Source organism: Acutalibacter caecimuris (assembly GCF_034335085.1).
GTDB lineage: Bacteria > Bacillota > Clostridia > Oscillospirales > Acutalibacteraceae > Acutalibacter > Acutalibacter caecimuris.
Genome location: NZ_JAWXXJ010000009.1, coordinates 19540 through 45518, shown reverse-complemented (window position 1 = coordinate 45518; position 25979 = coordinate 19540). Strand labels below are relative to the sequence as shown.

The 25979-nt window shown below is 59.1% G+C and carries 25 protein-coding genes; 3 read left to right on the top strand and 22 right to left on the bottom strand.

The window, feature by feature from the left end; translation table 11 throughout:
* Nucleotides 1–40: 40 nt before the first annotated feature.
* The 8 genes from U8U01_RS06770 to U8U01_RS06735 form a co-directional block, all read right to left on the bottom strand.
* A complete protein-coding gene (locus U8U01_RS06770) occupies nt 41–1684 on the bottom strand; it encodes a flagellar M-ring protein FliF C-terminal domain-containing protein (protein WP_322172793.1) in 1644 nt (547 codons plus the stop codon).
* 47 nt (nt 1685–1731) lie between these two features.
* Nucleotides 1732–2031 carry a flagellar hook-basal body complex protein FliE gene (gene fliE, locus U8U01_RS06765; RefSeq protein ID WP_322172792.1) on the bottom strand — a complete coding sequence of 100 codons (300 nt, stop codon included), beginning with the start codon at nt 2029–2031 and terminating at the stop codon, nt 1732–1734.
* Between the two features lie 157 nt (nt 2032–2188).
* Entirely contained in the window at nt 2189–2650 is a 462-nt protein-coding gene (gene flgC / locus U8U01_RS06760; protein ID WP_322172790.1) for a flagellar basal body rod protein FlgC, read from the bottom strand.
* Nucleotides 2651–2736: 86 nt separating this feature from the next.
* Nucleotides 2737–3126 (bottom strand): flagellar basal body rod protein FlgB, encoded by a 390-nt coding sequence (gene flgB, locus U8U01_RS06755; protein ID WP_322172789.1) that lies wholly within the window; start codon nt 3124–3126, stop codon nt 2737–2739.
* A 249-nt stretch (nt 3127–3375) separates the two neighbouring features.
* Entirely contained in the window at nt 3376–3831 is a 456-nt protein-coding gene (locus U8U01_RS06750; protein WP_322172788.1) for a hypothetical protein, read from the bottom strand.
* Between the two features lie 68 nt (nt 3832–3899).
* A complete protein-coding gene (locus tag U8U01_RS06745; RefSeq protein ID WP_322172786.1) occupies nt 3900–6149 on the bottom strand; it encodes a cell division protein FtsA in 2250 nt (749 codons plus the stop codon).
* 174 nt (nt 6150–6323) lie between these two features.
* Nucleotides 6324–8099 (bottom strand): methyl-accepting chemotaxis protein, encoded by a 1776-nt coding sequence (locus U8U01_RS06740; protein WP_322172784.1) that lies wholly within the window; start codon nt 8097–8099, stop codon nt 6324–6326.
* A 342-nt stretch (nt 8100–8441) separates the two neighbouring features.
* A complete protein-coding gene (locus tag U8U01_RS06735) occupies nt 8442–9170 on the bottom strand; it encodes a cell division ATP-binding protein FtsE (protein WP_322172782.1) in 729 nt (242 codons plus the stop codon).
* A 153-nt stretch (nt 9171–9323) separates the two neighbouring features.
* Here U8U01_RS06735 and U8U01_RS06730 point away from each other — a divergent pair, with 153 nt between their 5' ends.
* A complete protein-coding gene (locus U8U01_RS06730) occupies nt 9324–10259 on the top strand; it encodes a C39 family peptidase (protein ID WP_322172780.1) in 936 nt (311 codons plus the stop codon).
* Nucleotides 10260–10466: 207 nt separating this feature from the next.
* Here U8U01_RS06730 and U8U01_RS06725 read toward each other — a convergent pair whose 3' ends face one another.
* Genes U8U01_RS06725 through fliD form a run of 3 tightly spaced genes read right to left on the bottom strand, consistent with a single transcriptional unit; the run spans nt 10467 to nt 13764 of the window.
* Nucleotides 10467–10862 (bottom strand): hypothetical protein, encoded by a 396-nt coding sequence (locus tag U8U01_RS06725; protein WP_322172779.1) that lies wholly within the window; start codon nt 10860–10862, stop codon nt 10467–10469.
* Nucleotides 10862–11278: a flagellar export chaperone FliS gene (fliS, locus tag U8U01_RS06720; protein ID WP_322172777.1), complete on the bottom strand. Its 417-nt coding sequence runs from the start codon at nt 11276–11278 to the stop codon at nt 10862–10864. The genes U8U01_RS06725 and fliS overlap by 1 nt, the downstream gene beginning before the upstream one ends.
* Nucleotides 11279–11313: 35 nt before the next feature.
* Nucleotides 11314–13764 carry a flagellar filament capping protein FliD gene (gene fliD, locus U8U01_RS06715; protein WP_322172775.1) on the bottom strand — a complete coding sequence of 817 codons (2451 nt, stop codon included), beginning with the start codon at nt 13762–13764 and terminating at the stop codon, nt 11314–11316.
* Nucleotides 13765–13963: 199 nt separating this feature from the next.
* Here fliD and U8U01_RS06710 point away from each other — a divergent pair, with 199 nt between their 5' ends.
* The gene (locus U8U01_RS06710; protein ID WP_322172773.1) at nt 13964–14719 is read left to right on the top strand and encodes a ParA family protein; all 756 of its coding nucleotides are present in this window, start codon (nt 13964–13966) and stop codon (nt 14717–14719) included.
* A gap of 44 nt (nt 14720–14763) precedes the next feature.
* The gene (locus tag U8U01_RS06705) at nt 14764–15474 is read left to right on the top strand and encodes a late competence development ComFB family protein (protein WP_322172771.1); all 711 of its coding nucleotides are present in this window, start codon (nt 14764–14766) and stop codon (nt 15472–15474) included.
* A 104-nt stretch (nt 15475–15578) separates the two neighbouring features.
* Here the strand turns inward: U8U01_RS06705 and U8U01_RS06700 are convergent, their stop codons facing one another.
* The 11 genes from U8U01_RS06700 to U8U01_RS06650 all read right to left on the bottom strand — a co-directional run bounded on the left by U8U01_RS06700 (nt 15579) and on the right by U8U01_RS06650 (nt 25829).
* Nucleotides 15579–15839 (bottom strand): carbon storage regulator, encoded by a 261-nt coding sequence (locus tag U8U01_RS06700; protein ID WP_322172769.1) that lies wholly within the window; start codon nt 15837–15839, stop codon nt 15579–15581.
* A 4-nt stretch (nt 15840–15843) separates the two neighbouring features.
* Entirely contained in the window at nt 15844–16287 is a 444-nt protein-coding gene (fliW, locus tag U8U01_RS06695; RefSeq protein ID WP_322172767.1) for a flagellar assembly protein FliW, read from the bottom strand.
* A gap of 18 nt (nt 16288–16305) precedes the next feature.
* A complete protein-coding gene (locus tag U8U01_RS06690; RefSeq protein ID WP_322172765.1) occupies nt 16306–16923 on the bottom strand; it encodes a DUF6470 family protein in 618 nt (205 codons plus the stop codon).
* A 60-nt stretch (nt 16924–16983) separates the two neighbouring features.
* A complete protein-coding gene (locus tag U8U01_RS06685) occupies nt 16984–18126 on the bottom strand; it encodes a flagellin family protein (protein ID WP_322172764.1) in 1143 nt (380 codons plus the stop codon).
* Between the two features lie 62 nt (nt 18127–18188).
* The gene (locus U8U01_RS06680) at nt 18189–20147 is read right to left on the bottom strand and encodes a flagellar hook-associated protein FlgK (RefSeq protein ID WP_322172762.1); all 1959 of its coding nucleotides are present in this window, start codon (nt 20145–20147) and stop codon (nt 18189–18191) included.
* Nucleotides 20148–20234: 87 nt separating this feature from the next.
* Nucleotides 20235–20693, bottom strand: a complete 459-nt coding sequence (gene flgN, locus U8U01_RS06675) for a flagellar export chaperone FlgN (RefSeq protein WP_322172760.1) — start codon at nt 20691–20693, stop codon at nt 20235–20237.
* A gap of 1 nt (nt 20694) precedes the next feature.
* Nucleotides 20695–21003, bottom strand: a complete 309-nt coding sequence (locus tag U8U01_RS06670) for a flagellar biosynthesis anti-sigma factor FlgM (RefSeq protein WP_322172758.1) — start codon at nt 21001–21003, stop codon at nt 20695–20697.
* Nucleotides 21004–21168: 165 nt separating this feature from the next.
* Complete coding sequence (cheB, locus tag U8U01_RS06665; protein WP_367575606.1) at nt 21169–22200, bottom strand: chemotaxis-specific protein-glutamate methyltransferase CheB; 1032 nt, start codon at nt 22198–22200, stop codon at nt 21169–21171.
* A gap of 107 nt (nt 22201–22307) precedes the next feature.
* Complete coding sequence (locus U8U01_RS06660; protein WP_322172755.1) at nt 22308–23150, bottom strand: CheR family methyltransferase; 843 nt, start codon at nt 23148–23150, stop codon at nt 22308–22310.
* A complete protein-coding gene (locus tag U8U01_RS06655; protein ID WP_322172753.1) occupies nt 23140–23637 on the bottom strand; it encodes a chemotaxis protein CheW in 498 nt (165 codons plus the stop codon). Before U8U01_RS06655 ends, U8U01_RS06660 begins: the two co-directional genes overlap by 11 nt.
* 110 nt (nt 23638–23747) lie before the next feature.
* Entirely contained in the window at nt 23748–25829 is a 2082-nt protein-coding gene (locus tag U8U01_RS06650) for a chemotaxis protein CheA (protein ID WP_322172752.1), read from the bottom strand.
* Nucleotides 25830–25979 lie beyond the last annotated feature (150 nt).

Genomic DNA, 25979 nt, shown 5'->3' with positions numbered 1-25979 from the left:
GCCTTTTTTCGCTTTTTTCTTTTCAGCCTTAGCCGCTTTCTCAGCCATTCGACTCTTCATCTCCCCTCAGCAGAGCCTTGATGGCCTGGGCCGCGATCTCCGGGTTGGCCTCAGCCAGCTCCCGCACACTGCGGCGCAGCTCCATGCTCTTTTCGGTATGCACATCCATAATATCCGCGCCGGTGGGTTCCTGTTCCTCCTGGGTCAGGTCCACAGCCAGATTGTCGTCGGGGCCGGCAGGGGCCATCTGCTCCAACTGGGGCAGGCGTCTGCGGCTGCGGCGGCGGGTAAGCAGTACGAACACCGTGAACAGCACCATGAACAGGAACATACCTGCCAGCAGCGCCAAGTAGACCCACAGGGGGATATCGCCCAACAGGTTGGGCACGGGGCGCACATCCACCGGCTCGCCCTCTTCTTCGGGGCGGTAGAACTCGTGGCTGATGATGGAGATGCGGTCTGCCTGCTCGGCGTCGCTTAGGCCCACGGCCTTGCCTACATGGTTGATCAGGGCATCCTGGTTGGCGGTATTGGGCACCCGGCTATTGATGCTGACCGCTACGGTCACATCGTCCAGGTAGCCGCCGATATTTTCACTTTGGACAATGGTCTTGTTGTTGTCGAACTCTTCTTCGCCGCTGTATTCCAGGCCGCCTTCCTCACCGTCGGGCTGGTAGCGCTCCACATAGGTGTTCAGGTCCGCGTTGGGGTCTGTGCCCACCACGCCGCCGATGCCGTCCTCGCCGGCGATGATGCGGCCCTCGAAGATCTTCTTGCGGAGGATGCCCTCGCCGTCGGTGTTGGCGCCGGCCCAATCGGGCTGGGAATAGGTGGTGGACTCGGTACGGGAGGTGTCCATATTGACGGTGGTGTTCACCGATACGGACACATTGCCCTCGCCGTACATGGGCAAGAGCACGTCCAGGACCTGCTGGCGCAGCTTTTTATTCCACTTGGCCTCCAGTTCCAGCTTGGTTTCGGCCACGCTTTTCAGGTCGCCCAGGCTGTCTGCGGATTCGTCGTATGTATTGCCTTCGCTGTCCCGGATATCCACCTGGTCAATGATCAGGCCGCTGACCGAGTGGCTGACCACAGACTTGATGGACTCGGCCAGCTTGGCGTTCATCTTCTCGCCGTCCTTCATGGTGACGACCACGGAGGCGGAGGCCTCGATGGTGTTGTCCTGGCTGAGGACGTAGCGCCTGTCCTCGCCGGGGGCGATGTTCACCACGGCATCCGACACGCCGTTAAAGCAGCGGATGGTGGCCGCCATGCGGTCCATCAACTCGTACAGGGCGATCTGGGAACGGTCCGACTCGGTAGAAAGGGAACTGATACTGGTCATATACAGCCCATAGTCCGGGCTGGACTGGGGGTAGCCGGCGCTGATCAACTGGGCCTTAAGCTGGGCCTCCTGGCCGACGGGCACCATGATGGTGTCTTCGTGGATCCGGTAGTCCGTTATGCCCTGGTCGCTCAGGTATTTGGTGATGGCCTGCATATCCGAACTGTTCAGCTCGGTAAACAGGGCCTCGTATTCTGTTTTGGAGCCGTTGGCCAGGACGATGGCCACCACCACCAGGGCCACCACGATGCCCCCTACGATAATGGCCTTGACGGTTTTGCTAAGGCCGCCGACGGCGCCCCTGGCCTTGCCCCATAAGTCTTTTGCTTTCTCTTCCACTTGCCCGACCTCCTCAGACCTGCCGCGGTAATTTTATTTCGCCCGCCTTACAGGCTGATGCGCATGAGCTCGTTATAAGCGTCTAAAGCCCGGTTGCGCAACTGCGCCAACAGGCTTACGGAAAGTTCGTATTTGGTGCTGGCCATGTTGAGGGCGACCGGGTTATCCAGTTGGCCTGTGGCCATCAGGTACTGCATCTGGGTCTTTTCGGCGTCGGTTTCCTTTACGGCGTCTATGGCGCTTTGGAAGATATTGACGAACCCTTCCCCGGCGGCGGAAACGCCCTGTGGCCGGGCGGCTTCCTCCGTGGCGAACAGGGAGGTAAGGGGGGTGATAGACTGGATCATAGTAGAAAGACTTCCTTTCTTGCGGCATACCCGCCCAGGGCGGGTACACTATATATAGTAGTTGCCTGGGTTTTATGCACAAGCAATTCATTGACGTATTATAATAAATATAAGTAAACGGCCATAAAGCCCAAAGGGGGCTAGCCCCAAGGGCGGGTTACCGGCTGCCTAAGTCCAGGCCCCGGGCGATGACGCCTTTGAGCGTGTTGAAGGCCGTTACATTGGCCGAATATGCCTGGCTGGCGGCCATGGCGTCTGTGATCTCTTTGACCAAAGTAATATTGGGCAACTCCAAGTACCCCTCCTCGTTGGCGTCGGGATGGGTGGGGTCATAGCTGATGGGGAAGGGGCTTTCGTCCTCGATGATCTCCGCCACGCGCACGCCGGCGGAACGCTCGGTGCCCCGGTTGGAGTTGTTGAGGGCCTGGGCCATTGCCATACGGAACCCGTCGCGGCCGCTTTCCGCCTCAAAAACCACCATTTTGCGGCGGTAGGGGCCCTCGCCGTTTTCGGTGCGGGTGGTGTTCAGGTTGGTGATGTTTTCGGATATGATATCCAGCCGCAACTGCTGGGCCGTGAGCCCGGAGCCCACGATGTTGATATTGCCAAGAAATGCCATGATATTGTGTTTCCTTTCCGCCGGGGCAGGGCCCCGGTCCCGTTTCGATGTAAACGGGCCGCCCGGTTGGCGCCGGGGGCCGGCCCTTAGCCGCCGATGGCGGTACGCAGCGCGGAAAAATCGCTGTTGATGCTTTGGTACACGTATTGCAGTTGGTAGGAGTTGCGCACCAGTTCCGTCATCTGCTCGGTAAGGTTTACGCCGTTGTCATCCCGGCGGGTGATCTCGCCGGTTTCCACTACCTGCCAATCGGCGCCCTCGATGGCGTCGCGCATCGTCCGTTTGGTCAGCTTATTGGGGCCATGCTCCGCTGCCTCTAACTGGGCCTGGAAATTCTCTTCAAAGGTTACCAGCTTGGTTTTATAATTGGGTGTTTCCACATTGGCGATATTGTCTAACAGCGCGGTCTGCTTGGTCCACAGGAAGTCCATCGAGCGTTCCATCATCCGCAGGCTGTTGCTGGTGATCCCATCCACGGGTATTCCCCCTTATCATCGGTTTTTTTCGGATACAACCCCATGTTCCGTTATATCCGCTCTAGTATAGCACGTTTTCCCGTTTTCCGTCAAGACCTGTATATAATTTTCTGGAGAGGAAAAAGGCCCCAGGCTTTTACGCCCCCCTTTTTCCGGGCGGGGGACAGGGCCTCACCCACAGTTTATGGGGCGGCAACGTGAAATATTTTCACGTTTTTGTCGGCCGGGCGGGATGGATTAAATAATCTTTCAGACGTCCAGTTTTTCAGCCTGGCCGTCTTGCAGGCGGTAGACGGCCGTGCCGTCCCGTGCCACCAGGAAGGTCAGCTCAGGGGAATTGGTGCCGGCCTCGGTCTTTTTGTAGACGGTGACTTTCATGCAGGGCAGGCCGTCTACCGGGATGGCCTTTTCGGTGGGGTAGAAACTGTACTCGGCCATGCTTTCGCCCTCCAGGCCCAGATTGGCGGGGTTGAGCGAGCCGAAAAAGGTGAGGGTTTCGTCTATGGTCATCATATGCAACGGCTCCTCCTGGGTTTCCAGGCCAGAGGAGGAACCGGCCTGGGAGCCGTTGACCACCGGGTCGGAGCCCTGGGCCAGGCCTCCCCCGGAAGAGGAACTGGAGCCCGGATCGCCCCCGCCACAGGCGGAGAGGGCCAGCGCCAGCAGCAGGGCCGCGGCCAGGCCGGCTAATCTATGGATTTGCATGGGTATCGCCTCTTTCTGACATTTTTCCTGAGAGTTTGGTTAAGCACCGTTTACCGGCCCCCCAGCCCCTATTCCCGGTACTGTATGGTAATCTGGTCGTTGGGGCGCAGCACCTGGCTGAACTGCCCGGCCACCCCATTGACCAGCAGGTCCACGGGCTTTGCCAGGTTGCCGAAGTCCAGGCCGGAGCGCTCCAGCAGGTCCATCAGGTAGTAGTCGCCGCCCTCCGGCTTGGGCTCCAGGCGGGTGGGCCTGCCGTTGAGCATCACCAGAAAACCAGGGGTGAAGGAGAGCTGCTCCGGGGCCGCTTTGGGCTGGGACGGGGCGGGCGCGGGTTTGGGCGCGGGGGTCGGCTGGGCCGGGGCAGGGGTAGGTTTGGGCGTGGGAGTTGGCCCGGCCGGGACGGGCGCGGGTTTAGGCGCGGGGCTTGGCTCCACCGGGGTGGGGGTGGGTTTGGGCGTGGGAGTTGGCCCGGCCGGGACGGGCGCGGGTTTGGGCGCGGGGGTCGGCTCGGCCGGGGCGGGCGCGGGTTTGGGCGCGGGGGTCGGCTCGGCCGGGGCGGGCGCGGGTTTAGGCGCGGGGCTTGGCTGGGCCGGGGCGGGCGCGGGTTTGGGCGCGGGGCTTGGCTGGGCCGGGGCGGGCGCGGGTTTGGGCTGCGCCGGGGGCTTGGGCCGGGTGGGGGCCGGCAGCGGGGGCATGGGGCGGATGGGCCGGGGCGGGATCTCCCCGCCGGTGGCCTCGATGGCGTCACCCTGGGAGATAGCGTAGCCAAACTCTGCCGCCTGGCCGTTGACCGTTACCAGGCCGGGGAAGGAATCACCCAGACGCTGGGCCAGGGTGAGGGCCGCCGCCTGCCCAGCCCGGGCCGGGGTGAAGTCAATGCGGTCGCCGGCCTGCACCAGGGTGCTGAACTCGGCCGGTTGGCCGTTAATGGCCATTTTGGCCTCGGCCCCAGGCATACCCCGGAGGAATTCCCGCTGGCCGTTAAGGGTGTAGGACAGGTTGGCCCCAGTACGGCCCATCATGTCGCCGTAGCGGTAGCCGTTCATCAGGAGCACATCCCGCAGGCTTAGGCTGCCGTTGCGGAACAGCTTGGCGGGCATACCGTTGAGGGTGACCATGTAGCTGTCGTTGATCATCCCCAAGGCCGCGGAGGCCCCGATGCCCAGGGGGGTTGCGTAGGCCGGGTCGTTTAACTCCCAGTCCTCGGCCCAGGCGCTGGTGCCAAAATGGTTGCCTGCCAGGGCCACCCGGGCCTCGCTCATCTCCAGCTCGGCCGCCACCAGTTGAGGCAGGCCCTGCAGCTTGCTGCCGCCCCCGGCCAGGAACACCGCGGATGGCTGGCTGCCGTTGAGGGCGAGGATTTCGGCGGCGATCTCTTTGGCCAGCTTTTGGGCTGCGGGGAGCAGGATATCGTACAGGTTCTCGCTGGATATTTCATGCTTGATGCCCAGGATGTCCGGGTATTGCAGGGGCTCTACGGAGCCCAGGCCCATTTTCAGGCGCTCGCCGGTTTGGAAATCGACCAGCAGGCTGCGCATGAGCAGCTCGGTGATCTCATCCCCGGCCACGGTGGCCATGGTGTAGCCCACCACGCTGCCCTCCCGGCAGACGGCAATGTCTGAGGTGCCCGCGCCGATATCCACCAGCACCAGGTTCAGCAGCCGGATGTCCGGGGGGATGGCGGCGTTGAGGGCGGCGATGGGCTCCAGCGTCAGGCTGGACACCTCCAGCCCCAGCCGGCCCGTGACCGCGTAGAGGCTTTCTACCACCCCGCTGGGCAGGAAGGTGGCCACCACGTCTACCTCGAACACCTGGCCCCGGTGGTCCAGGAGGTTGGTCATGGGGTAGCCGTCTACGATATACTGCCGGGCGGTGTAGCCCACCATGTAGAAACGGCCCTGGCCGTTGCTCTCGCCGGCCAGCTTTTTTTCCGCCTCGGAAACCGCGCCGGCCTCCAACTGGCCGATAAGCTCTTCGCTGGCCTGGCGCAGTTCGTCAAATTGCAGGGTGAAACCCGCGCTTTGGGACTTGAGCGCCCGGCCCGCCGCGGCCACGCACACCCGGCTGAGCCGGATGCCGGCCCTCTCTTGCAGGCGGTTGGTCACCTCTCGGGCTGCCTGCGTCACCTGCTCGATCTCCACGATCTGCCCGTCCAGCATGGCCCGGCGGCCGTGCTCCTGCTCCTCGATTGCCTGCACATGGAACCGGCCTTTTTCTACCCGGCCCAGCATCCCGATGATGCTGCGCGTGCCGATGTCCAGGGCGAATACTGTGCCTGCGTCCTGCTCTTTTAAGACCTCCGGCAATGTGATCACCTCTTAATCATCTTTTTCCTGTGGGGCTTTTGGCTATCCTTCCCATACGCCGGGCTTTTTAGCCGCTGGGGGCGTTGGCTGGGCCGGGAACCGAAAACGGGCGGCCTAACACGCACAGGCCGCCCGCTATCATTCTGTTATTTAAGCACCGCGGCTCCTAGCGCTGGCAGGCTCTCAGTATTTGTCGTAGCCTGCGCCGCCGCTGAAGGAATCGACGGAACTGTCGTTGCTACGGGCAGGTGCGGAAATGCTGGCGGAAGAGCCCTCGTAGTCCCGCAGTTTGAAACGGCTCATCAACTGGTCCATGATCTGGGCCTGAGAGGACAACTGCTCGCTGGCGGCCGCGCTCTCCTCGCTGGTGGCGGAGTTGCTCTGCACCACGGCGGAGATCTGGCTGATGCCCTCGCGGATCTGCTCGATGGACTCGGCCTGGTGCTCGGTGGTGTCGGCCACGTCGCCCATCTTGGCTACGGCGCCGTTGACCATGCCCACGGTCTTATCCAGGGCCTCGGACACATCGGCCACATAGGCGCTGCCCTTCTGTACAGCGGCGATGGCGTGCTCGATGCGCTCTTTGGTGGCGCGGCTGGCTTCGTCGGACTTGGAGGCCAGCACACGGACCTCATCGGCCACAACGGCAAAGCCCTTGCCGGCTACGCCCGCCCGGGCGGCCTCTACGGCGGCGTTCAGGGCCAGGATATTGGTCTGGAACGCGATGTTGGAAATGGTATCGATAATGGTGCCCACCTCTTCGGCGGCGGCCTTAATGTCGTTCATGGCGCCTACGGTGCTCTGCATCAGGTCGCTGCACACGGTGATCTGGGCGCTGGCATCGTTAGACAACTGGCTGGAATCCCGGGCCAGGCTCACGCCTTCCTCGGCGCCCTGGGCGATCTCGGTAATGGTAGCGGACAACTCCTCGACCGCGCTGGCCTGCTGGGTAGCGCCCTGGGCCAGGGTCTGGGCGGAGTTGGAAACCTGGTCCGCACCGGAGGATACCTGGTCGGAGGAGGACTGGATCTGGCTGAGGGTGATGCTGAGGCTGCGGTTGATGCCGCGGATGGAGGCCAGCACCGCCTGCAGGGCACCTACATAGTCCTCTTCCGCATTGGTACGCACATCAAAGTCGCCGTCGGCCATGGCTTTTAGGAGACGGTTTACGTCGGCAATCACGTTGCCCAGCACCCGCTGGCTGGTTCGCAGGGCCTGGCACATATCGCCCAGTTCGTTTTTGCTCTCAAAGGTTACGGGGATGTCCAGCTTACCCTCGCTGTAGCCGATCAGGGCAGTGCGGGCTTCCTCCACGGGGATGGTGATGTTGCGGATGATCTTCAGCTCCAGGAGCATGACCAGCAAGGTGGCCAGTACCAGCACCGCGATGATGGACACGATGGAGATGGTGACCAGGTTGGCCTGCTGCTTGATGGTGTTGTCCTGGTCGGCGGTGATTTCGGTTTGCAGCTTGCTGGCAGCCTCGTCTACCAAGTTCAGGGCAGGGGTGCATTCCTCCTGCAACTGGCGGATGGCTTCCTGCAGGTTGCCGCTGGTGGCGTTGGAGAGGATCTCGGGCACCACGGAACCCCAGGTCTGCACAGCGGATATGTAATTATTCAGCGCAGTTTCATCAGCCAATGCATGGATGGCACGCAGTTCGGTGATGTCGCTTTCCAGGGAGGACAGCTTTTCGCTGATGGTCTGGGAGGCGGTCTGCACACTGCTGGAATCAGGGGCCAGGGCTATGTCCCGCAGGTTACGGGCGGCCATGTTGACATTCAGCCGGCAGGTACGCACCAGGGTGCTGGCCCGGACGTTGGTGTCAATGATCCTTTGGTAACTGGATGACTGGATGTTCATGATCACCAGCGTGGCCACCACAATGGCGACACTGACCAAAATGGTGACGGCGAACCCCATGATAAGGCTCATCTTGATTTTCATGTTCTTGAGCATGACTGCTCCTCCTTCTCTGTTCGTTTCTTAAAATTCACGGGTGCGGCGGGATAGAGGTTTTTCCGCCGTTTTCCGCATTTTCCCACTCAAGCGGCTGTCAACCTGCCCTCATATTATAAGCCTTTGGGCCCTGGTTGTCAATCATAGAAACCGGCCCGGCGGCCTAATTTTCCCTTGGCTCTCCCAGGAGTCCCCCCTACCCCGCACACCGGCCGGCCAGGCCCCGGCCAAGGGGGCTTTGCAGCCCAGTGCGGTTTGGGAAAACTCTACTGATTTATTATAGCGCCAAATGTGCCTGTTGTCAAACTATAAATTAAATTTCCAGTTATAATTCCCTTCGGCTTATACGATATCGCCGAACCGGCCCTTGGCAACATCGCCTACGATCTTACCGTCCACCAGCGTAACCACCCGGCGGCGCATGATATTGACGAACTGCTTGGCATGGGTGGACATGAGCACCGTGGTGCCCCGGCGGTTCATCTCCTCCAGCAGGTGCATGACGTCCCAGATGCTGTCGTCGTCCATCACGTCGGTGATCTTGTCCAGCACCAGGATGGGCGGGCTGTAGACAATGGCCTTGGCCAGCTCGATACGCCGGCACTCGCTGGCGGTGAACTCCGCGGGGTAGCGCTCTTCGCAGCCAGCCATGCCCACCAGGGCCAGGGCTTTGGAGATCAGCGGCCCGTCGGTAATGGCACCGCCCATTTTGCCGAACCGGCCGGGGGGGCACAGGTTGTGGAATACCGTGGCATTGCGCACCAGTTGGGACTCCTGGGGGACCCGGCCAAAGACGTACTTCAACTGCTTTTCCTGCCGGCGGCTAAGCTTTGCCAGGTTTGCCCCGTCCAGGTAGACCGCCCCGCCGTCCGGCTGCAGGAGGCCGGAGATCAGGTTGAGCAGCGTGCTGCTGCCCGCCCCCCGGCTGCCTACAAAGAACACGAACTCTCCCTGCCCGATGAGCAGGTTGACGTGGGAGAGGGTTTCGAACCGTCTTATGTCCTCTTTTTTGGGGCTCTTCCCGGAGCCTTTATAGATTTTTGAAACATTTTCCAGTCGGATAGCGGGCATGGCCGCGGCATCTCCTCTACTATAATATATATGGTATACTTTATGTATGGGCAGGGTTGTGGGGCTGGATGGGGCGCCTGTTGCCACCACGCCCTTTACAAGCGGCGGTTTTTCTGGTATAATGCCGGTAATGACATTCTGTGGGAGGTTCCCTTGCGATACCCAACTGATACCCTGACAAATACCGGCGGGACCCGCCGTAAACGTATGGGCAGGCCGGTACTGCTTACCCTGGTACTGGCAGCCCTGTGTATAGGCGGCATGGAGCTTGCCTTTTGCCGGTTTTATTCGCCGGCACTGTTCTACCGTGTTACCGGGCCGGTAGTACGGCCCTTTATAGCGGCGGCCGAGGCTGTGCAAAACCAAGTGGCGCTGTGGCGGTTCCAGTATGCGCGGGACACGCTGGCGGCCCGGGTGGCCACCCAACTGGGCGGGTACCTTTCCCCCCGGCCGGTGCTTTTCCCCGCCCCCTACCAGCCGGTGGATCTGCCGGAACCGGAGGAGCCTGCCCCGCCGGCTGTAACGGAGTTCCAGCAGATAGGCGGGCACACGGTGCTGACCGGCGGGCTGCCCTGCATCTACTACAACCAGGGGGACGCGGCCTGGAAAGATAAGCCCTTTGGCAGCGACCCCATTGGCCCCTACGGCTGCGGGCCCACGGTGATGGCCATGGTGGTTTCCAGCATGACGGACCAGGCCATGGACCCGGCCCAGATGGCCGTATGGGCCTATGAGCACGACTACTGGTGCGCGGGCAGCGGGTCTTACCTGACCATTGTGGAGGGCACGGCCAAAGCCTTTGGCTTGCAGGGCAGCCTGCGCAAGCAATGCGACTTGCAGGCCCTTAAAAGCCAACTGGACGGGGGTGGGATTGCCGTTGCCCTGATGGGGCCCGGACATTTTACCGATGTGGGGCATTTTATCATCATCCACGGTATGGCCCCGGACGGCCGGCTGTTGATTGCGGACCCGGCCAGCCGGGAACGGAGCCTGGCCCTGTGGGACCCCGCCTTGATTTTGAAAGAGGCTACCCGGGAAGGGGAAGGGGTGCGGATGTGGTTTATCTCCCCGCCGGGGGAGGCGGGATAAGGGCCGGATACCGGCTATATGGGGGCATTTCTTTTGGGAAATGCCCCTGTTTTTTGCTGTTGCCCTCCCTTGCGGCGGCCCTTTGCTATTATAACACTATTTGGGGCCTGCAACAAGGGTTTAGGGCGGAAAAAAACATAAAACACGCCGCCGGCTGTTGGGCCGGCGGCGGCTTTGCATATCCTGGCTGGGCCGGCTGGGAGCCGGCTACCGGAATGTATTGTAGAAAGACCTCTTCCCGCCAACGCTCAGGCTGACGCGCTTATCCGTTTCCTGGCAACGTTGCAGCAGCCGCCGGTTTTGGGCCACCAGGGCGCACAGGGCGGTTTCCTCCGGCGCCTGCTGGGCCGCGCCCCTTAAGATCTCGTTGGCGCGGATGGCGTCCTCCTCGGACAGTTCCAACAGGCGCTGGCGCATCTGCTGGTTGATCTCTTGCAGCCGGTGGGCCGGTTCGTTGCGCATGGTCAGCAGCATTTGCACCGACACCTCGTCCCGGCGCTCTACCGCCTCGGCCAGTTGCACGGTCAGATCTTCAAACTCCATCAGCTTTACATATAGCTGCCTGGAGCGCAGCAGCAATTCATCCAACACACGGCCTTCCATCAGGTTGCCCCTCCTTTCGGACCGGGGGCCGGCCTTTTATCGGCCTCTTCGGCCACGTTCCGGTCTGCCTGGCGGAAGGCGTCCCGCAGTTCGGCGATGCGGGGGCGCACCTCATCCAGCACCTTTTTATTGCGGCCGATCTTCACCCGGGTAAGCTGATAGATAAAATACTCATACAGGCGATGCAGTTGATGGCTGATGGGGTACTGGTCATCCAGGGTATCGTCCAGATAACGGAGGATATCCATGCTTTTGTCCGCCGACGCCTCCATCACCTCATACTCCTGTTTATCCAGCGCCAAGCCGCAACGCAGCAGGTTTTTTACCAACTCGTCATACAGCAGCAGGAGCAGCTCGCCGGAGGTCATGGTGTTCACGGACTGTTCCTTATAATGCTGGATGGGATTGTTTTCCATAGCTACCTCTTTTTAGTTTTCTGTGTGGGGCACGATCAGCCGCCTGTGAGGCCGGCCAGCATGGAGCTTTGGGAGTTCATCTGGTTGATCAGCATCTCCAGCCGGGTAAACTGGTTGGTGTAGTAGTCCACCCGGTCGCTCATCTTATCCTGCCAACGGTCGATCTGCTCCTGCAACTCCTTGATCTGGTCGTTGAGCTCGTTGTTGTTCAGCGAGTAGGAGGACAGGGTGGTGCCGGCCTTGTTGACCAAAATGCCGGGGTTGGCGATGGAGGTGTTGCCGTACTGCTCCAGGGTGTTCTTGATGTTGGCCATCAGGCCGTCGGCAGAGGCGCCGTTGGACGTGGTCTGGGTGAAGGCGTCCTTCACCTTGTCTGGGTCGCTCTCCAAGGCGTTGCGCAAGGCTTCCTCGTCCAGGTTGATGGTGCTGAGCTGGTTGGAGTAGGTGATGTTGATGCCGATGCTGCGCAGCATGGCGCCGGTGCCGTTGTCACCCTGGATATTGCTGGTCAACTTGCTGTAGAGGTTCGACAGGTCCTGGTCGCCATAGAGCAGGCCGGTTTTGGCTTTCTCCTCGTAGTTCTTGATGGCGGTTTCGCTCATTTTGCCCTGGTCGTCCTCGGTAAGGGGCTGGTAGTCGTTGTTATTGGAATCCCGCAGGGGCTCGGTGGTGTAAGAGTTGCGCAGGGTAGTTACCAGTTCATTGTAGTCCTTCACGAACTCCTTGATAGCGTCTACGATCTTATCGGTGTCCGTGGTGGTTTCAAAGGTCACGGCCTCGGCGGTGTTGTCGATCACCGGCTTGCCGTCCGCGCCTGTTACCAGGTTGCCCTGGTCGTCCTTCTTGTAGCCGAAGTCGCCCTTTAAGGTGACATTGTAGCCGTCCAAGTCCACCTGGTTGGTGGAGCGGGTCATCTCCATCTGCTTGCCGTTTACGGTTACGGTGAACATGGCGTCCTGGCCGGCCTTGTAGTTGTCGGAGGTCTTGTCGACTTCGCCGAACAGCGCCTTGCCCAAGTCGCCGGAAATATCGATCTCCTGGTTGGCGCCGGTTTCTTTGGTGGTGAAGGAGAACTCGCCGGTAAGGGAAGAATACTTTAGATTTACGCCCGCGTCAGAGGCATTGACCTTATCCATCATGTTCTGGATGGTATCGTCCTCGGCAATTTCGATATCTTTGCCGTTGATGGTCAAGGTGGCTACCTTGACAGCCTTGTCGGCGCTGTCTACCACTTTGCCGTCTTTATCCAGGTACTCGCCCTTATCGTTCTGCTTGGCGGTAAAGTTGACCTTGCCGCCCAGGGCCTTGCCTACGCTCCAACTGCTTTGCAGGGTGTTGCTGTAGCCGCCCTTGCCCAGGCCCAGCGTTTCGTTCACCAGGTCGGAGGTGCCGGCCACCTTGATGGTGGAGTTGGCGTTGCCCGCCGTAAAGGTCAGCGCGTCTTTTCCATCCACAGTCTGGGTGCCTACGGTTACCTTGCCCTTGCCGAAGGTATCGTCGATCCTCTCTTGCAGTTTCTCCCGGAAATCCTTGGTGCTTGTTACATCCTTGGCAAAGTCCAGTTTGATGGACTTGGTGACACCGTCCACGGTTACGCTGAGGGACTTGCCGGAAAGGTACTCGCCCCGGCCCATTTGATTGACCAGGTCAGGGCTGGCCTTGCCGTCCTCACCCGGCTTGATGTACCCGGAGGTGATCACCTGGCCGCTGGCGGTTGTTTTGGAGAACAGCTTTTCCATGCCGCCGCTGACGCCGGTGACTTCGAAGTTATTGCCCTTAAGGTCCTTGAGCACCACCCGGTTGTCGACGACCTCGGCCTCGATATAGTTATCCGCGGACTTGGAGCCGCTGCCGGAGGTGATGTTTTTCTCCTTGAGCTTATTGTTGATGGCTTTGGCCAGGTCCTCGGCGCTCTCGTAGACTTCATCCTCGGCAAAGCGCAGGGTAAAGGTGCTGCCTTTACCGTTGGCCCCGCCGCCGTATTTGAAACTGATGGAGCCGGACACGGCGCTGGTGCTTACATCCTCGCTCCAGTCGATGCCCTCGGTGGCAGAGCCTTCTTTCACCAGGTCGGCGGTGCCCACAGCGTAGCTGGCGCCTTTGGCGATTTGCAGCACCCGGTCCAGGGAAACATCGCTGCTGCTTTTGCCGGTGACAGCCACCTTGGCAGCATTGACGCCCAGGGCCTTGGTATTGACCGCCTTGGTGAAGAAAGAGGAGCTGAACAGGTTGGTGCTGCTCATGTACGAGGTATATTTGTCCAAGATGTTATTCATCTTGCTGATAAGCCCCCGGTAGGCGTCCTGCTTCCACTGCAGTTTGGTCATCCTCTGCTGTAGGGAACTGATTTTAGACTTGTAGCCGGACACGCTGTTTTCGATCATGGACTCGGTATCCATGCCGCTGGCCAGGCCGCTGATGACATTGCGGTTGCCGTAAAGGCTGCTACTACTGCTGCTGTTCATCAAACTTGTGATAGAAGCCATTGCATTCACTCCTTTTTTGTGATAACATATCCTTAGCAGGATAATTTTTGACCGCCAGGCCCCGCTGTGGGGCGAGTATCCGCTTTTGCCCGAAGAAAATTGGGGAAAAACACTTAACTCTTTCCTTAGTTATATCGACATTACAAAGGGAAAGATAAGAGCCTGCCGGGAATTTTTTGCTCAGTGAGAGGAGCTTTATATGGAAAAAATCATTACTGTTACCAACCAGAAAGGAGGGGTGGGGAAAACCACCACCTCCCTGTCCCTGATCAACGCCCTGCACCTGCGGGGCTACCGGGTGCTGGGGGTTGACCTGGACCCGCAGGGCAGCCTGGGCTTTTCCGCCGGGCTGGATATTGAAAACAGCGATACCGTGTATGAGGTGCTAAAGGGCACCGCTACGGTGGAGGATGTGATCGTTTCGACCGAATTGGGGGATGTGCTGCCCTCCAACATCCTGCTTTCTACCGCTGAACTGGAGTTTAACACCCCGGGGCGGGAGTATCTGCTGAAAAATGAGTTGGCCAAGGTGGAGGACCGCTACGACTATATCATCATCGACACCCCCCCTGCCCTGAACGTGCTGACCATTAACGCCTATGTGGCCTCCGGCGCGCTGATCATCCCTATGGCGCCGGAGATATTGAGCCTGCTGGGTATTTCCCAGATACGGGACACCATCAACACCGTGCGCAAATACTACAACCCTGACCTGCGGATTTTGGGGATCCTGCTGAACAAATTCAACAACCGGCTCACCTTGAACCGGGAGGTGTTGGAACTTTCCAGCGAGATTGCCCGTAAGCTGGACACCAGGGTGCTGGACACCAAGATCCGTACCAGCGTGGTGGTGGCAGAGGCCCCTGCCCACGGGGAAAGCGTGCTCTCCTATGCGCCGCGCTCTAACCCGTCGCTGGACTTCCAGGCCCTGCTGGACGAGCTTTTGGGCATATGAGCCCTGCCGGAAGGAGAATTTTTTGAGAAAGGAAGCGTGTTAGTATGGCAAATTCCAAGTCATCCAAGTCCAACAAGACCGCCCATGTACTGAACCTGCTTACAGAACCGGGCGAGGCCGGGAACGCCCCCAAGCGTGCCCACAGCCCCGCTGCCCCCGCAGTCCCGGAAGATAACAGTGAGGAGGTGGCCCAGGCCATCCGCGGCGCACTGGAAGAAGAATTGCTGGCCGGCCTGGAGGAGGAGCCCGCGGCCCCTCAGCCGGCGCCGGAACCGGAACCTGTACCGGCGCCCCAGCCGGAACCTCAACCTGAGCCGGCGCCTCAGCCTGAACCTCAACCGGAACCAGAGCCCTTGCCAGAGCCTGTGCCGGAGCCGGAGGCGGCACCTGCACCCCAGCCCGCGCCGGAACCAGAACCGGCGCCCGAAAAAAAGCCGGGGGGCGTTACCTATTTGAACGTGATGCAGGCGCTGGTGGAGGATAAGGTCGACAAGTATATTGAGCGGTTTCATATGTGCAACTGCGAGCGCTGCCGCACGGATGTGATTGCCCTGGCCCTGACCAGCCTGCCGGCCAAATATATTGTGGTGCCGGAAAGCGAAGGCGTGCCTATGTTGAGTATTTATGAGAGCCGTTACAGCGCGGCCGTTACGGCCCAACTGATGGCTGCCTGCCAGCAGGTTTCTCAGCACCCCCGGCACAGCCTAGGGGAAAACGGGGAAATGCGCCTGGGCGCGCCCCGGCACGACGACTGAGCCTAATTGGGCCCAACTGGGTCTACAAAACCTTTTGCCACGGTCTGTGCCGATAGGCCAAAGTGCCAAAAAATAAGCGGAGCAGCTTTCACTGCTCCGCCTTTTTATTCTGGTTTTGGGGGATGCTCCGGCCTTTCCTGGGTCAGCATGGAGAAAGCTGCCAGCAGTTCCTGGGGCAGGCTCTGTTCCTCAGCCGCGTCCCGGTTGGCGCTCATGGCGTAGGCCAGTTCGCTGCGCAGCACTGGCACTTTTTTGGGCGCGTCAATGGCGATCTGCACCTCTTTGTCTTTGGTCGCGATGACCGTCACCTTCACTTCATTCCCAATGAGGAAGGATTCCCCGGCCTTCCGGCGAAGGATCAACATAGCATTACCCCTCCCTCTCCTGAAATTCTGCCAGCAAATGCCGCATACCGTAGCCCTCGCCGTCCAGGATCACCTGCATACACATACCTGTGTCCTCATTGACGGCTACCGGGCACTTCATGTTCACCGTGCTGCTGGAAACCGGGTTCTTCACCGCGCACAGCACGTAGTAGGACAGCTCCCGGCTGTCCTTGACCCCCAGGGTCTCTAACTCTTCCGGCTGCAACACAGGCGCATAGGCCGGATCCAGGGAAAAGGGGTTCATCGCCACAAAGGCCAGTTGGGGGGTGGCCACGCTTTGCAGGCACAGCAAGGTACCACTGCTGCCGGAAAACGGCAGCAACAAGAACTCTGTTTCCTCCTCAAAGGCAAAGAGGCCCTTGGGGAATGACAGCACATCCCCGGCATTGATTTGGATGTTACCGAAATATTTGGTTGCGATATTCAAGGCTTGCCCTCCTGCCTTTTAGGCCCGCACATCAACCGGCTGGTAGTTGGGGTCGGACGAAGGCGGAACATACACGGCGCCGCCTACGTACTTGATAATGACCTCCGGGCGCTGGGTCATGGTAAACTCAATGTCGCCAGGCACGAACTGGAATCCCATACCATTAGTCTTCCAGTCAAAATTCAGCTTATCCATCTCATAGCGTATCTGCATCTGGCCGGGCTCCCAGTTCAGGTCAATGCCGCCCTCGGGCAAAAAGCCCAAGCCAAAGTCCTCTACGCTGCGGCCCATCTGGGCGTCCTGGGTTTCCTGGGCGAACTGGGTGATCAGCTCCTGGCCCAACTGGGCATCCATAACCAACTGGCCCCGCTTGGCGTAGGTGGCTGTTGCCTGGTAAGCGGCCTGCTTGCCAGACTGCGCGGCCTGTTTTACACTTTGCATGGTGGTTGGGCGCACCGAACTGCGCGCCTGGAAAGAGTCCACATTCAGTTTGATGGGGCGGCTTTTGATGCTGAGACCACCTTTCTCCCGGCTGACCTCCATTTCGGCCGTGCCACGGGAGTAAAGCAGTTGCGCATTGGTGGTTTTCATCTCTATTTCGATTGGAACGGTCTTAATCTCAATCAACGGGCCCACACATAATCCCCTCTTTCAGAAATATTAGGACAATATCAAAGATGGTTCAAAATAAGCGGCTCAATTCATATAATCAATCAGCGACTGGGACAGAATGTTGGTGCCAATGCGCAGGGCGGCATTGTAAGAGTACTGGGCCCACATCAGGGCCGTGATGGCGTCGGCCGGGTCAATGTCCTCAATGTCGACGATCTGCTCGTTGAGGGAGTCGTCCATAGACTCCAGGCGCAGCTCATTGGCCTCTACAAAGCTGGCGCGGGTGTCCAACTCCACGAAATTGGCGTGCAGGTCATTCAGCTTGTTCTCCAACTGTTTCTCCAGGGCATCTACCCGCTTTTTGGCGCCGCCGTACTGGTCATACTTGGGGTCTGTGGGGTAGGCGCCATCTTCCGGGCTGCACTCGGAAAGGATATCGCCAATCTCCCGGATAATGGAGATGATATTGTCCGGCATATCGTTCACCACGGTGCCGTCATCCAGGGTAACGCTGCTGGACTTGCCGTAGCCGATCATGTCGATGCCGCTGAGGGCCGTATCAAACGCGCTGGAATCAATCAGCTTGCCATTGGCGTCCTCGGTCATGCCCATGCCCAGGTCTACATAGGTGTGCTCTTTCTCCACGGTGTTGTACAGCTTGAGGAAGTCCGCATAGTCAGGGTCCTGCATCCAGGTGTCATCTTTTTGTATGTCCTCTACGCTGGGGGCTTTTACCTCCACGCTCATGCCCCGGTACAGTACCTCGCCATCCGGGCCCCAGCTAAAAGGCACCGTCTGGCCGTCCGCGCCGGAGAAAATGAAGTTTTCGCCATACTTGGCGTTCATGGTTTCCATCATGGAGTCCGCCACGCCGCGGATGAGTTCGCCCAGCGCCTGGCGTCCGCCGGCATCCGGGTCATTCTGGGCACGCAGCAGGGAATAGTTGGCCATTTTATGGCCCAGATCCTGGTAGGAGTCCTCCAGGCAGTCCCAGGCCTGCTGGAACTTGTGCCTTACCTGCTTGCTGTTGGCGATCTGGTTTTCCGTATTCCAGCGGCTGCGGCGCAACTGGAAGGCCTGGCTGGCCTTGGCGGGGCTTTCCGCATAGGAGTTGAAATTACGCTGGGTGGTCACTTTCTCCGTGATACCTGCCAGGTTATTGTAGGATTTCATCAGGTTATACTTATAGCTTTGCATCATCCCGTTGGTGGTGATACGCCGAACCATTTGCCTCACTTCTTTCCTGAAAATTTATGGTTTGCGGCTTTTTTAGCCGCGGATATGCTTACTTACAGCCCAGCCCGGCCTGTGCCGTTGATGAGCTTATCCAGTATTTCGTCCAAGGTGGTCAGCAGGCGGCAGGCCGCGGAATAGGACTTCTGGAACGCCATCATGTTGACGGCCTCGTCGTTCAGGTCTACGCCGGAAACAGAGTCACGGCTCATATCCAGCTCCTGGGCAGTGATGTTGTAGTTATCCAGGATATTCCCCGTCACCCGGGTTTCATCGCCCAAAATGCCGTTGATGTAGTCCAGCATCTCGTGGAAACTACCGGTAAAGAAGGTGGTGCCGGCACTGGCCGCACCGGGGAAGGTATCGCCGGGCTTAAACTCGTAGTCCTGCTGCATGGCGGAAATTAGGTGGACAATGTTGGTGCTGGCCGTGCTGGCAGGCCGCTTGACCCCCGGATTGTCGGGATCCTCCACCATATCGTCGGGGTTCTTGGTCTGCACGATTTTGATCTCGCCGTGGGACCACTTGGAAGAGATGGAGATGTTGGCCGCCGTAATACCGTCGGCATTATCCCCGTCGCCGCTGTTGCTGAACAGGTTGCCGAAAGACTCTATATAGTCCTTATATTCGTCCTTGGGGACATAGTTGCCGTTTGCATCCTGTTCAAATGTATTGGTGGCAGCATCATATTTAAAGAATGTGTTGACCCCGTCATCCGGCCCTTTGGCGGGATCCGGGGCAATGTTGTTGGCCTCGTTGAACACCTTGGCGATCTTGTTAGCCAGGGCGTCCAGGGCTTTTTTGTAGTAGAGTATACCCCGTTTGGTGGCGGCCTGGGGGTCGCCCAAACCCGGCACGGGATCCTTTATACCATTGATCTCCTCCGGGGTGGAGTACTCGCCGTTTTTGATCAGCATTTCCCGGATGGCTTGCAGGGAACCCATCTTAACGTCCTGATCCTCCAACTGCCGGGGATAGCCGTTGGCCGCCGAGCCGGGCCCGCGGTCTTTATGCTTGCCCCGTGCATCCTCCAAAATGGAGATGTCCATCCGCAGGTACTCGTCGTCAACCTCTTCCATAACGGGCTTTCCGTCAGCGCCAAGCACAGGCTTCCCGTCCGCGTCCAGCTTTTCTTTCATCACCTGCCGCACGGATAGCTGCCCACAGTAGATGCCGTCCACCAGGACTGCCGAACTGTCGCCCTTAAGGGTGATGGTCAGTTTCTCCACCGTCATGCCCGAACCAATGGGCTCGTCGGAGTAGGTCACGTCAATGGGCAGGTACTGGGCCAGCTCGTCGATGAGCATATTGCGCTGGTCCCGCAACTCCAGGGCCTGCTGGCCCCGCTCGCCTACCATGCCCTCTTTGAGCTGGTCGTCGGAGAGGGCGCCGCTGTTGATCTCGGCCTTTTTGATGCTCTCGTTCAGTTCCCGTATCTTCCGCAGCAGGTTGTTGACCGTGCCCATCTGCCCCGTAAATTCTTTCTGGGTACTCTGGTAGACCCGGTCCAACTCTTTTGAATACTCGTTGAACCAGGTAATGAGGTTTTGGGCAGACTGGCGCACCATTGTGTCATAGGACTCGTTGCCGGCGTGCTCGGTGTTGAAGTTTTGCAGCTTTTCCAGCAAGTCGCTGAGGGCGGCCTCAATAACGCCGTTGTCCTCTTCACCCTTGCCTACCTCATCGAAGATGGCGGAAATACTCTGTAAAACCGAGTATTTACCAGCGTAAAAGCCCACATTGGCGGCCTCGTTGCGGTAGCGGATATCCAGGTACGGGTCCCGCAGTTGGGAAACGCCGGTGGTCAGCGCGCCTGCGCCCACCCGCACGTCAAACTGCGAGGCGTACATATCCGCGCCGCCGATGTACAGCGCCCGCTGGTCCAGGGCCTGGCGGGTGTAGCCGACGGTATTGATGTTGGATATGTTATTGCCAGTGACTTCCAGCGCTTTTTGCGAGGCCATAATGCCCAGCCGCGCCATTGTAAAGCCACTGAACGTAGATATTGTACTCATGGGTAAAAACCTCCCTGTCTGTTGGGGTCATATCCACCGCGCCCAAAAGGGCGGGGATGTGTTTGCCGCTTTACGGCAAGCCGCGCCCTATGCGCGGAAGTCTGTCTTCATCCGCGGCGGCGGTTCCACGGCGGGATCCGCGGCCGGAGGCGCCCCTTCTGCCGGGAACATCCGCTCGATGTCCCGTAGGGCCAGCTCCATGGTGGTTTTGGCCGCATTGGCGGCGCTGCGGTAGCTTTCAAACTGGGTAAGGGCCCGCTCGGCCGCTTTGGCGGCCTGGGCCTTCAACGCTGCCGGATAATGGGCGCTTAGCTGGGAAAGGGTCAACCCTTCCAGGCCCATGGCCTTCAGCATCTTATCCCGGCGCTGGTCCATGCTCCGCAGGCTCATGCTATACGCCTGCTCCTCTTTCATGCAGGCGTCTACCTTGACCAGGTCTCCTACACGGGCAGCGGCGGCTTTACGGTTTGCCGTACCGGTCATCTTTTCCAGCAGGGCGCTCAGTTCCTCCAGATGATCCAGGTACTGCTGATATACCGGCTCCAACTTAAACCTCCCCCAGCAGCAACAGCTTTTTGGCGATGCTGCCGGCGTCTATCTGGTATTCCCCAGCCTGTACCTGCCGGCGCAGGGCTGCCAGGGTACCTGTGGTGGTGGCGGTGCGCACCTCCTGGGAAAGTTTGCTTTGCAACTCCAGCTTTTGGGGCTCCGCCCCTTCCCTGGCGCTTAACGTCACTTTATCAAAGCTTTCCCCGCTATGGGCTACCTGCCCAGGCGTGGCGGGGGCAGGCTGGCGTGTCTGGTTTACCCGTACCCGGCTGTTCAGCGGGCCGATCTTTTGGGGCATTGTAATCATATTTCATCCCTCTTTTCCAAATGGGGCGATGATGGACAATTTGGATAGCCATCCATTTCATACAGTTCTACATAAATAGTCGGATGGCCCCATGAAAAAATTAAGAGGCCATCCGATTATTTATGAAATTCTTTATCAGGGTTTTAAGGCCCTGGGCCCCAAAACCTATTTACCTGCCTGCAAACTGCGCATCAGTACGCTGGCGATACGCTCGCAACTGGCCTGCTCGCACACCGCGCCCCGCTTAAAGGCCACGCCGGGCATCCCGTACACCACGCTGGATTCCTCATCCTGCCCGATGGTATACGCCCCGCCCCGGCGCATCCGCAACAGGCCCTCGGCCCCGTCAGAGCCCATGCCTGTCATGATGATGCCGATCATCTTGCACTTTACGTTTTCCGCCATGGAGTGGAACAGCGCGTCTACCGAGGGCCTGTGGCCGCTGACCTTCTCCCCGGGCGTACAGGAAACGTAATACTCCCCGGCGGCGGTCCGGTTTACCCGGCACTGTAAATCGGCGGGCGCTACCAGGGCCAGCCCCTTGTGGAGCCGGTCGCCGTTTACGGCCTCCCGCACCTCCATGCGGCACAGGCGGTTTAGCCGCTCGGCATACATTTTGGTAAACCCCGGCGGCATATGCTGCACGATCACCATGCCGGGGATATCCGCCGGCAGGCGTTTCATGACCTCCAAGGTAGCCTCCGTGCCGCCGGTAGAGGCCCCCAGGCCAATAAGGTACGGCTGGGACACCGCCAGGGGCGCCATGTTGAGGGCCGCCGAAAGATCCGGCTGCTCCCTTACCATAGCGGGCCGGCGCACTTTGGCGCTGGCCGCTTCGATCACCGCCTCGGCCAGGGAATTGATGAAACCCTCCCGGCTCTGCACACCGTCCGGTTTGCGCACAAAGCCCACCGCCCCGGCGTGCAGGGCGTCAAACACCTTCAGGTTCAAGGAGGATACCAGCACCACCGGCAGGGGGTGCTGGGGCAAAAGCTTTTTCAAAAACTCGATGCCGGTCATGCCGGGCATCTGTACGTCGCAGGTCATCACATCGGGTTTTAGCTGTTTCACCTTGTTCTCAGCGTCCATCGCATTGATGGCGTAGCCGGCTATTTCAATACGCGGTGACTTGGCCAGCCCCTCCATGATCGTCTTGCGGGCAATGATGGAGTCATCCACCACCAGCACCCGTATCATTTTTGGCAAATTGAACCCTCCTCTTCACTTTACATAATCTCCGAAAGGAACCAATAGGAGGGCAGGATAACCCCTGCCCCCACCATATGCGGGCACGCCCGACGGGCCTACCTTTTTTGGAAGATCGACGTGGCTACCCGGGTATAAGGCAGGTCGGGGGGCAGGTTTTCCGCTTTGCTGATAACCAGATAGCCCCCCGGCACCGTGGCGTCAAACATCCGCCGGGCCAGGGCAGTCTTGGTAGGCTGGTCAAAATAGATCATCACGTTGCGGCAGAAGATCACGTCAAACTTCCGCTTAAAGGTGATAGGGTCCATCAGGTTAAACTGCTTGAAGATCACGTTGTTTTTGATTTTGGGGGCTACCTCGTACATCTTGCCCCCCGCGGGCTTAAAGTAATCTTTTTTCCAGTTGGGTGGGATGGAATCCGGCAACTCATAGACCCCGCGCTTGGCTTTGTTCAGCACGTCCAGGGATATGTCCGAAGCCAGCAGCCGGGTGTCCCAGGCGGACGCCTTGCCGCCCAGGTAGTCCATGATATACATGGATATGTTATAGGGCTCCTCCCCGGAAGAGCAAGCCGCGCTCCAGATAGACAGGCACTTATCCCGCTCGTGGCGGCGTACCACCTCCGGCAGGATCACCCGGGTAAAGTAGTCGAAGGACTCGACCTCCCGCATAAAATAGGTATAGTTGGTGGTCAGCCTGCCCAAAAGGTGGTTGATATCGTCCCCCGAACCCTTTTTCAGCAGGTAATCCACATACTCGGTAAAGCTGGAAAAGCCCATGCTTTTCACCGTGCCAGAAAGGCGGCTGGTGACAAGCTGCCTTTTCTGGTGCAGGTCGATACCATATTTGCTTTGCACAAAGGCCACCAGCCGGTTGAAATCCTTATCGTTAATGGTCATGGAGGGGACGGCGCCGGCAGCCGTTTTCTGCTTAATGTCCATACATCATCTGGGTGCAGTCCAGCACCATCAGGGTCTTGCCAGAGTTGGGCAGGCTGTACATACCCGTTACCATTTTCTGCGCTTCCATCCCGCTTTGGTAGGGCACGGGCAGCACCTGCCTTTTCTCAATGTCTACCGTCTGGTCCACTTCATCCACCAAAATACCGATCTGGACACCCTCCACATCCAAAATCACGGTACTGAACCGGTCCTCGGGCATCTGGCCCATCAACAGCCGGAAATCGATGATCGGCACCACCCCGCCGCGCAGGTTGATGACCCCCCGGATGTGGGGGGGCAGCATGGGCAGCCAGGTGATGGAGGTGTCCCACTGGGTCAGCATCTCCTTCACAAATTTGGTATCCACCGCGTAGTAGATGCCGCCGGAAAGGAATACAAGGTATTTGTCCATTTCCGGCTCCGCCACTTCGTCCAGGTCGCTGACACCCGTTTCCATCATGACAGCGCTCATTATATCTTCAGACATTGCGCACAGATCCTTTCCTTCCGGCCAGCCCCAGGGCCGCCCGGTCTTTATTATAGTAGTATATCACAAAACGCCGCTACTTGCAAGGGCCGTACCCCGGCCTTTCATTTTCAGCCGGCCTGGGAGGCCGCGTAAATGCTGGCTACATCCAGGATAATGCTGATATCCCCGTTGCCCAAAATGGTGCAGCCGGTCACGCCGTAGTTGCGGATGCCATAGTTGTTCACATAGTCCGGCAGGGGCTTTACCACCACCTGCTGCTCACCGATGAGCTCATCCACAAACAGGCAGAAGGACTTTTCGCCGGACTCTACCCACAGGATGATACCGTTTTCCATCTCGTCCTGGCCGCCCTCCATCTGGTAGAATTCCTTGGCCCGGACAATGGAGTAGAAGTTATCCATCAGTTTCAGCATCTCGCCCTTGGCCGCGTCATGGATCACGTCGGCGCTGGTGATCTTCTGGATGGAACGGATATTGTTGATGGGCACCGTGAACACGGAGCCGCCCACAGCCACCTCCATGCCGTCCATGATGGCCATGGTCAGGGGGATCTTTAATGTAGTGGTCATCCCGTGGCCCTTCTCGCTGGAAATGGTCACCGTGCCGCCTACGTTTTCCACATTGGACTTTACCACGTCCATGCCCACGCCCCGGCCGGAATACTCCGTTACCTCGGTGTTGGTGGAGAACCCCGGCATCAGCAGGAAGTTGAGGATATCCCTATGGGAGTACTCTACCCCGGGCACGGCCAGGCCCTGGCGCATGGCCTTTGCCAGGATGGCGTCGTCGTCCGCCCCCTGGCCGTCGTCGATGACCTCGATGATGACCTCGCCGCCGGTATGCCGGGCTGCCAGGGTGATCTTGCCCACCGGGTCCTTGCCCGCGCTGATGCGGTCCTGGACGTTTTCCTCAATGCCGTGGTCCATGGAGTTGCGCACAATATGCATCAACGGGTCGCTGATGCTGTCCACGATGGTCTTGTCCACCTCCGTGTTCTCGCCCTCCAGCACCAGGTTCACCTCTTTGCCCAGCTTTTTGCTCATGTCCCGCACGATGCGCCGCATTTTCTGGAAGGTGGCGGATACGGACACCATCCGCAGGGACATGGACACATCCTGTAGCTGGTCGGTCAAAGACCGTAGCTGCCGGGCGGCAGAGGTAAAGTTATCCAGCTTTAGCCCCTTCAGGTCCGGGGAGGCCGTGACCATCGACTCGGTAATAACGATCTCCCCTACCACAGCGTTCAACTCATCCAGCTTGGAGAGGTTCACGCTGATAAGGCTTTCCTTATTATGGTTCTGCTGCTTGCTGCCCTGCTGGCCGGTGGCGGCCGGGGCAGGGGCCGGGGCGGCGGCAGGGGCCGGGGCGTTTTCCGGCGCGGCGGGGGCCGCCGGGGCAGCCACAGGAATCTCCGGCTCCGGCTGGGGCTCGGCATAGTCGAACATCTGGTAGTCCGCTACCGAACCGGCCTCCTTTACCACGGCTATGGCGCTCTCCCGCAGTTCGGGGGTGGCAAAGCGCAGGAAGAACCCTTCCTCCACCACAAAGCCGGCGGTTTCGGCGTTGGTGCCCACATCGGCAGGGTAAAAGTCGAACTGCTCCTCCCCTACCACGTCTTTCACGGAGTTGGCCAGCATAAAGGAGCGCAGGTTCTCCATGCCGCTGCCCTCGTCAAAGGACACCCGGATACCGTAGGGGAACTGGCTGCTGCCAAAATCGGCGGCGTTGCCAGGGGCGGCCTGGCCGCCGGTTTCCTCCTCCGGGGCGGCCTCTTCCTCCTCCGGCTGGCCTTGAATTTTATTTGAAAAGCTCTTAATATTTGCCAGTATACTGTCGACATTCTCTGTGAGGGGCGCGTCGTTCTCCAGCTTTTCTACCTCGGCCTTAAAGAAGTCGATAGCCTTGAAGATCAGGTCGAACAGCTCCGGCCGCAGTTCTTCCGCCACAGCGTCCATGCCCTGGTCGCGGATGATGAAGAACATATCCTCTATCCTGTGGGCAACCGTCATCAGGTTGTCAAATTCCATCATGGCCGAAGAGCCCTTTATCGTGTGCATGATACGGAAGATTTCGTTTACGTCGTCCTGGGAGAAGGTCTTCCTGTCCTCCGCGCCCAGCACCATCTCGTCAAGAGATTCCAGGAGCGTATTCATCTCATAGAGGTAGGCCTCCATCATGTCGTTGCCCATAACTGTTCCACCTTTTCTGCTAAATTGCCGGGGCTTATGTAAATCCCGTCCTTTTTATTATAACACAGGGTCTACGGTTTCGCAACACCAAAACGCAATACCCCATTACTATTTCGGCAGCGGCAGCGCAAAAAATAAGGGATGCGCGGG

What these genes read in the sequence shown, in the direction of transcription:
- fliE (WP_322172792.1), bottom strand. Translation starts at nt 2,031, where the DNA reads ATGATCCAGTCTATCACCCCCCTTACCTCCCTGTTCGCCACGGAGGAA.
- flgC (WP_322172790.1), bottom strand. Translation starts at nt 2,650, where the DNA reads ATGGCATTTCTTGGCAATATCAACATCGTGGGCTCCGGGCTCACGGCC.
- U8U01_RS06750 (WP_322172788.1), bottom strand. Translation starts at nt 3,831, where the DNA reads ATGCAAATCCATAGATTAGCCGGCCTGGCCGCGGCCCTGCTGCTGGCG.
- U8U01_RS06740 (WP_322172784.1), bottom strand. Translation starts at nt 8,099, where the DNA reads ATGCTCAAGAACATGAAAATCAAGATGAGCCTTATCATGGGGTTCGCC.
- U8U01_RS06735 (WP_322172782.1), bottom strand. Translation starts at nt 9,170, where the DNA reads ATGCCCGCTATCCGACTGGAAAATGTTTCAAAAATCTATAAAGGCTCC.
- U8U01_RS06725 (WP_322172779.1), bottom strand. Translation starts at nt 10,862, where the DNA reads ATGGAAGGCCGTGTGTTGGATGAATTGCTGCTGCGCTCCAGGCAGCTA.
- fliS (WP_322172777.1), bottom strand. Translation starts at nt 11,278, where the DNA reads ATGGAAAACAATCCCATCCAGCATTATAAGGAACAGTCCGTGAACACC.
- fliD (WP_322172775.1), bottom strand. Translation starts at nt 13,764, where the DNA reads ATGGCTTCTATCACAAGTTTGATGAACAGCAGCAGTAGTAGCAGCCTT.
- U8U01_RS06710 (WP_322172773.1), top strand. Translation starts at nt 13,964, where the DNA reads ATGGAAAAAATCATTACTGTTACCAACCAGAAAGGAGGGGTGGGGAAA.
- U8U01_RS06705 (WP_322172771.1), top strand. Translation starts at nt 14,764, where the DNA reads ATGGCAAATTCCAAGTCATCCAAGTCCAACAAGACCGCCCATGTACTG.
- U8U01_RS06700 (WP_322172769.1), bottom strand. Translation starts at nt 15,839, where the DNA reads ATGTTGATCCTTCGCCGGAAGGCCGGGGAATCCTTCCTCATTGGGAAT.
- U8U01_RS06685 (WP_322172764.1), bottom strand. Translation starts at nt 18,126, where the DNA reads ATGGTTCGGCGTATCACCACCAACGGGATGATGCAAAGCTATAAGTAT.
- U8U01_RS06680 (WP_322172762.1), bottom strand. Translation starts at nt 20,147, where the DNA reads ATGAGTACAATATCTACGTTCAGTGGCTTTACAATGGCGCGGCTGGGC.
- U8U01_RS06670 (WP_322172758.1), bottom strand. Translation starts at nt 21,003, where the DNA reads ATGATTACAATGCCCCAAAAGATCGGCCCGCTGAACAGCCGGGTACGG.
- cheB (WP_367575606.1), bottom strand. Translation starts at nt 22,200, where the DNA reads ATGATACGGGTGCTGGTGGTGGATGACTCCATCATTGCCCGCAAGACG.
- U8U01_RS06660 (WP_322172755.1), bottom strand. Translation starts at nt 23,150, where the DNA reads ATGGACATTAAGCAGAAAACGGCTGCCGGCGCCGTCCCCTCCATGACC.
- U8U01_RS06655 (WP_322172753.1), bottom strand. Translation starts at nt 23,637, where the DNA reads ATGTCTGAAGATATAATGAGCGCTGTCATGATGGAAACGGGTGTCAGC.
- U8U01_RS06650 (WP_322172752.1), bottom strand. Translation starts at nt 25,829, where the DNA reads ATGGGCAACGACATGATGGAGGCCTACCTCTATGAGATGAATACGCTC.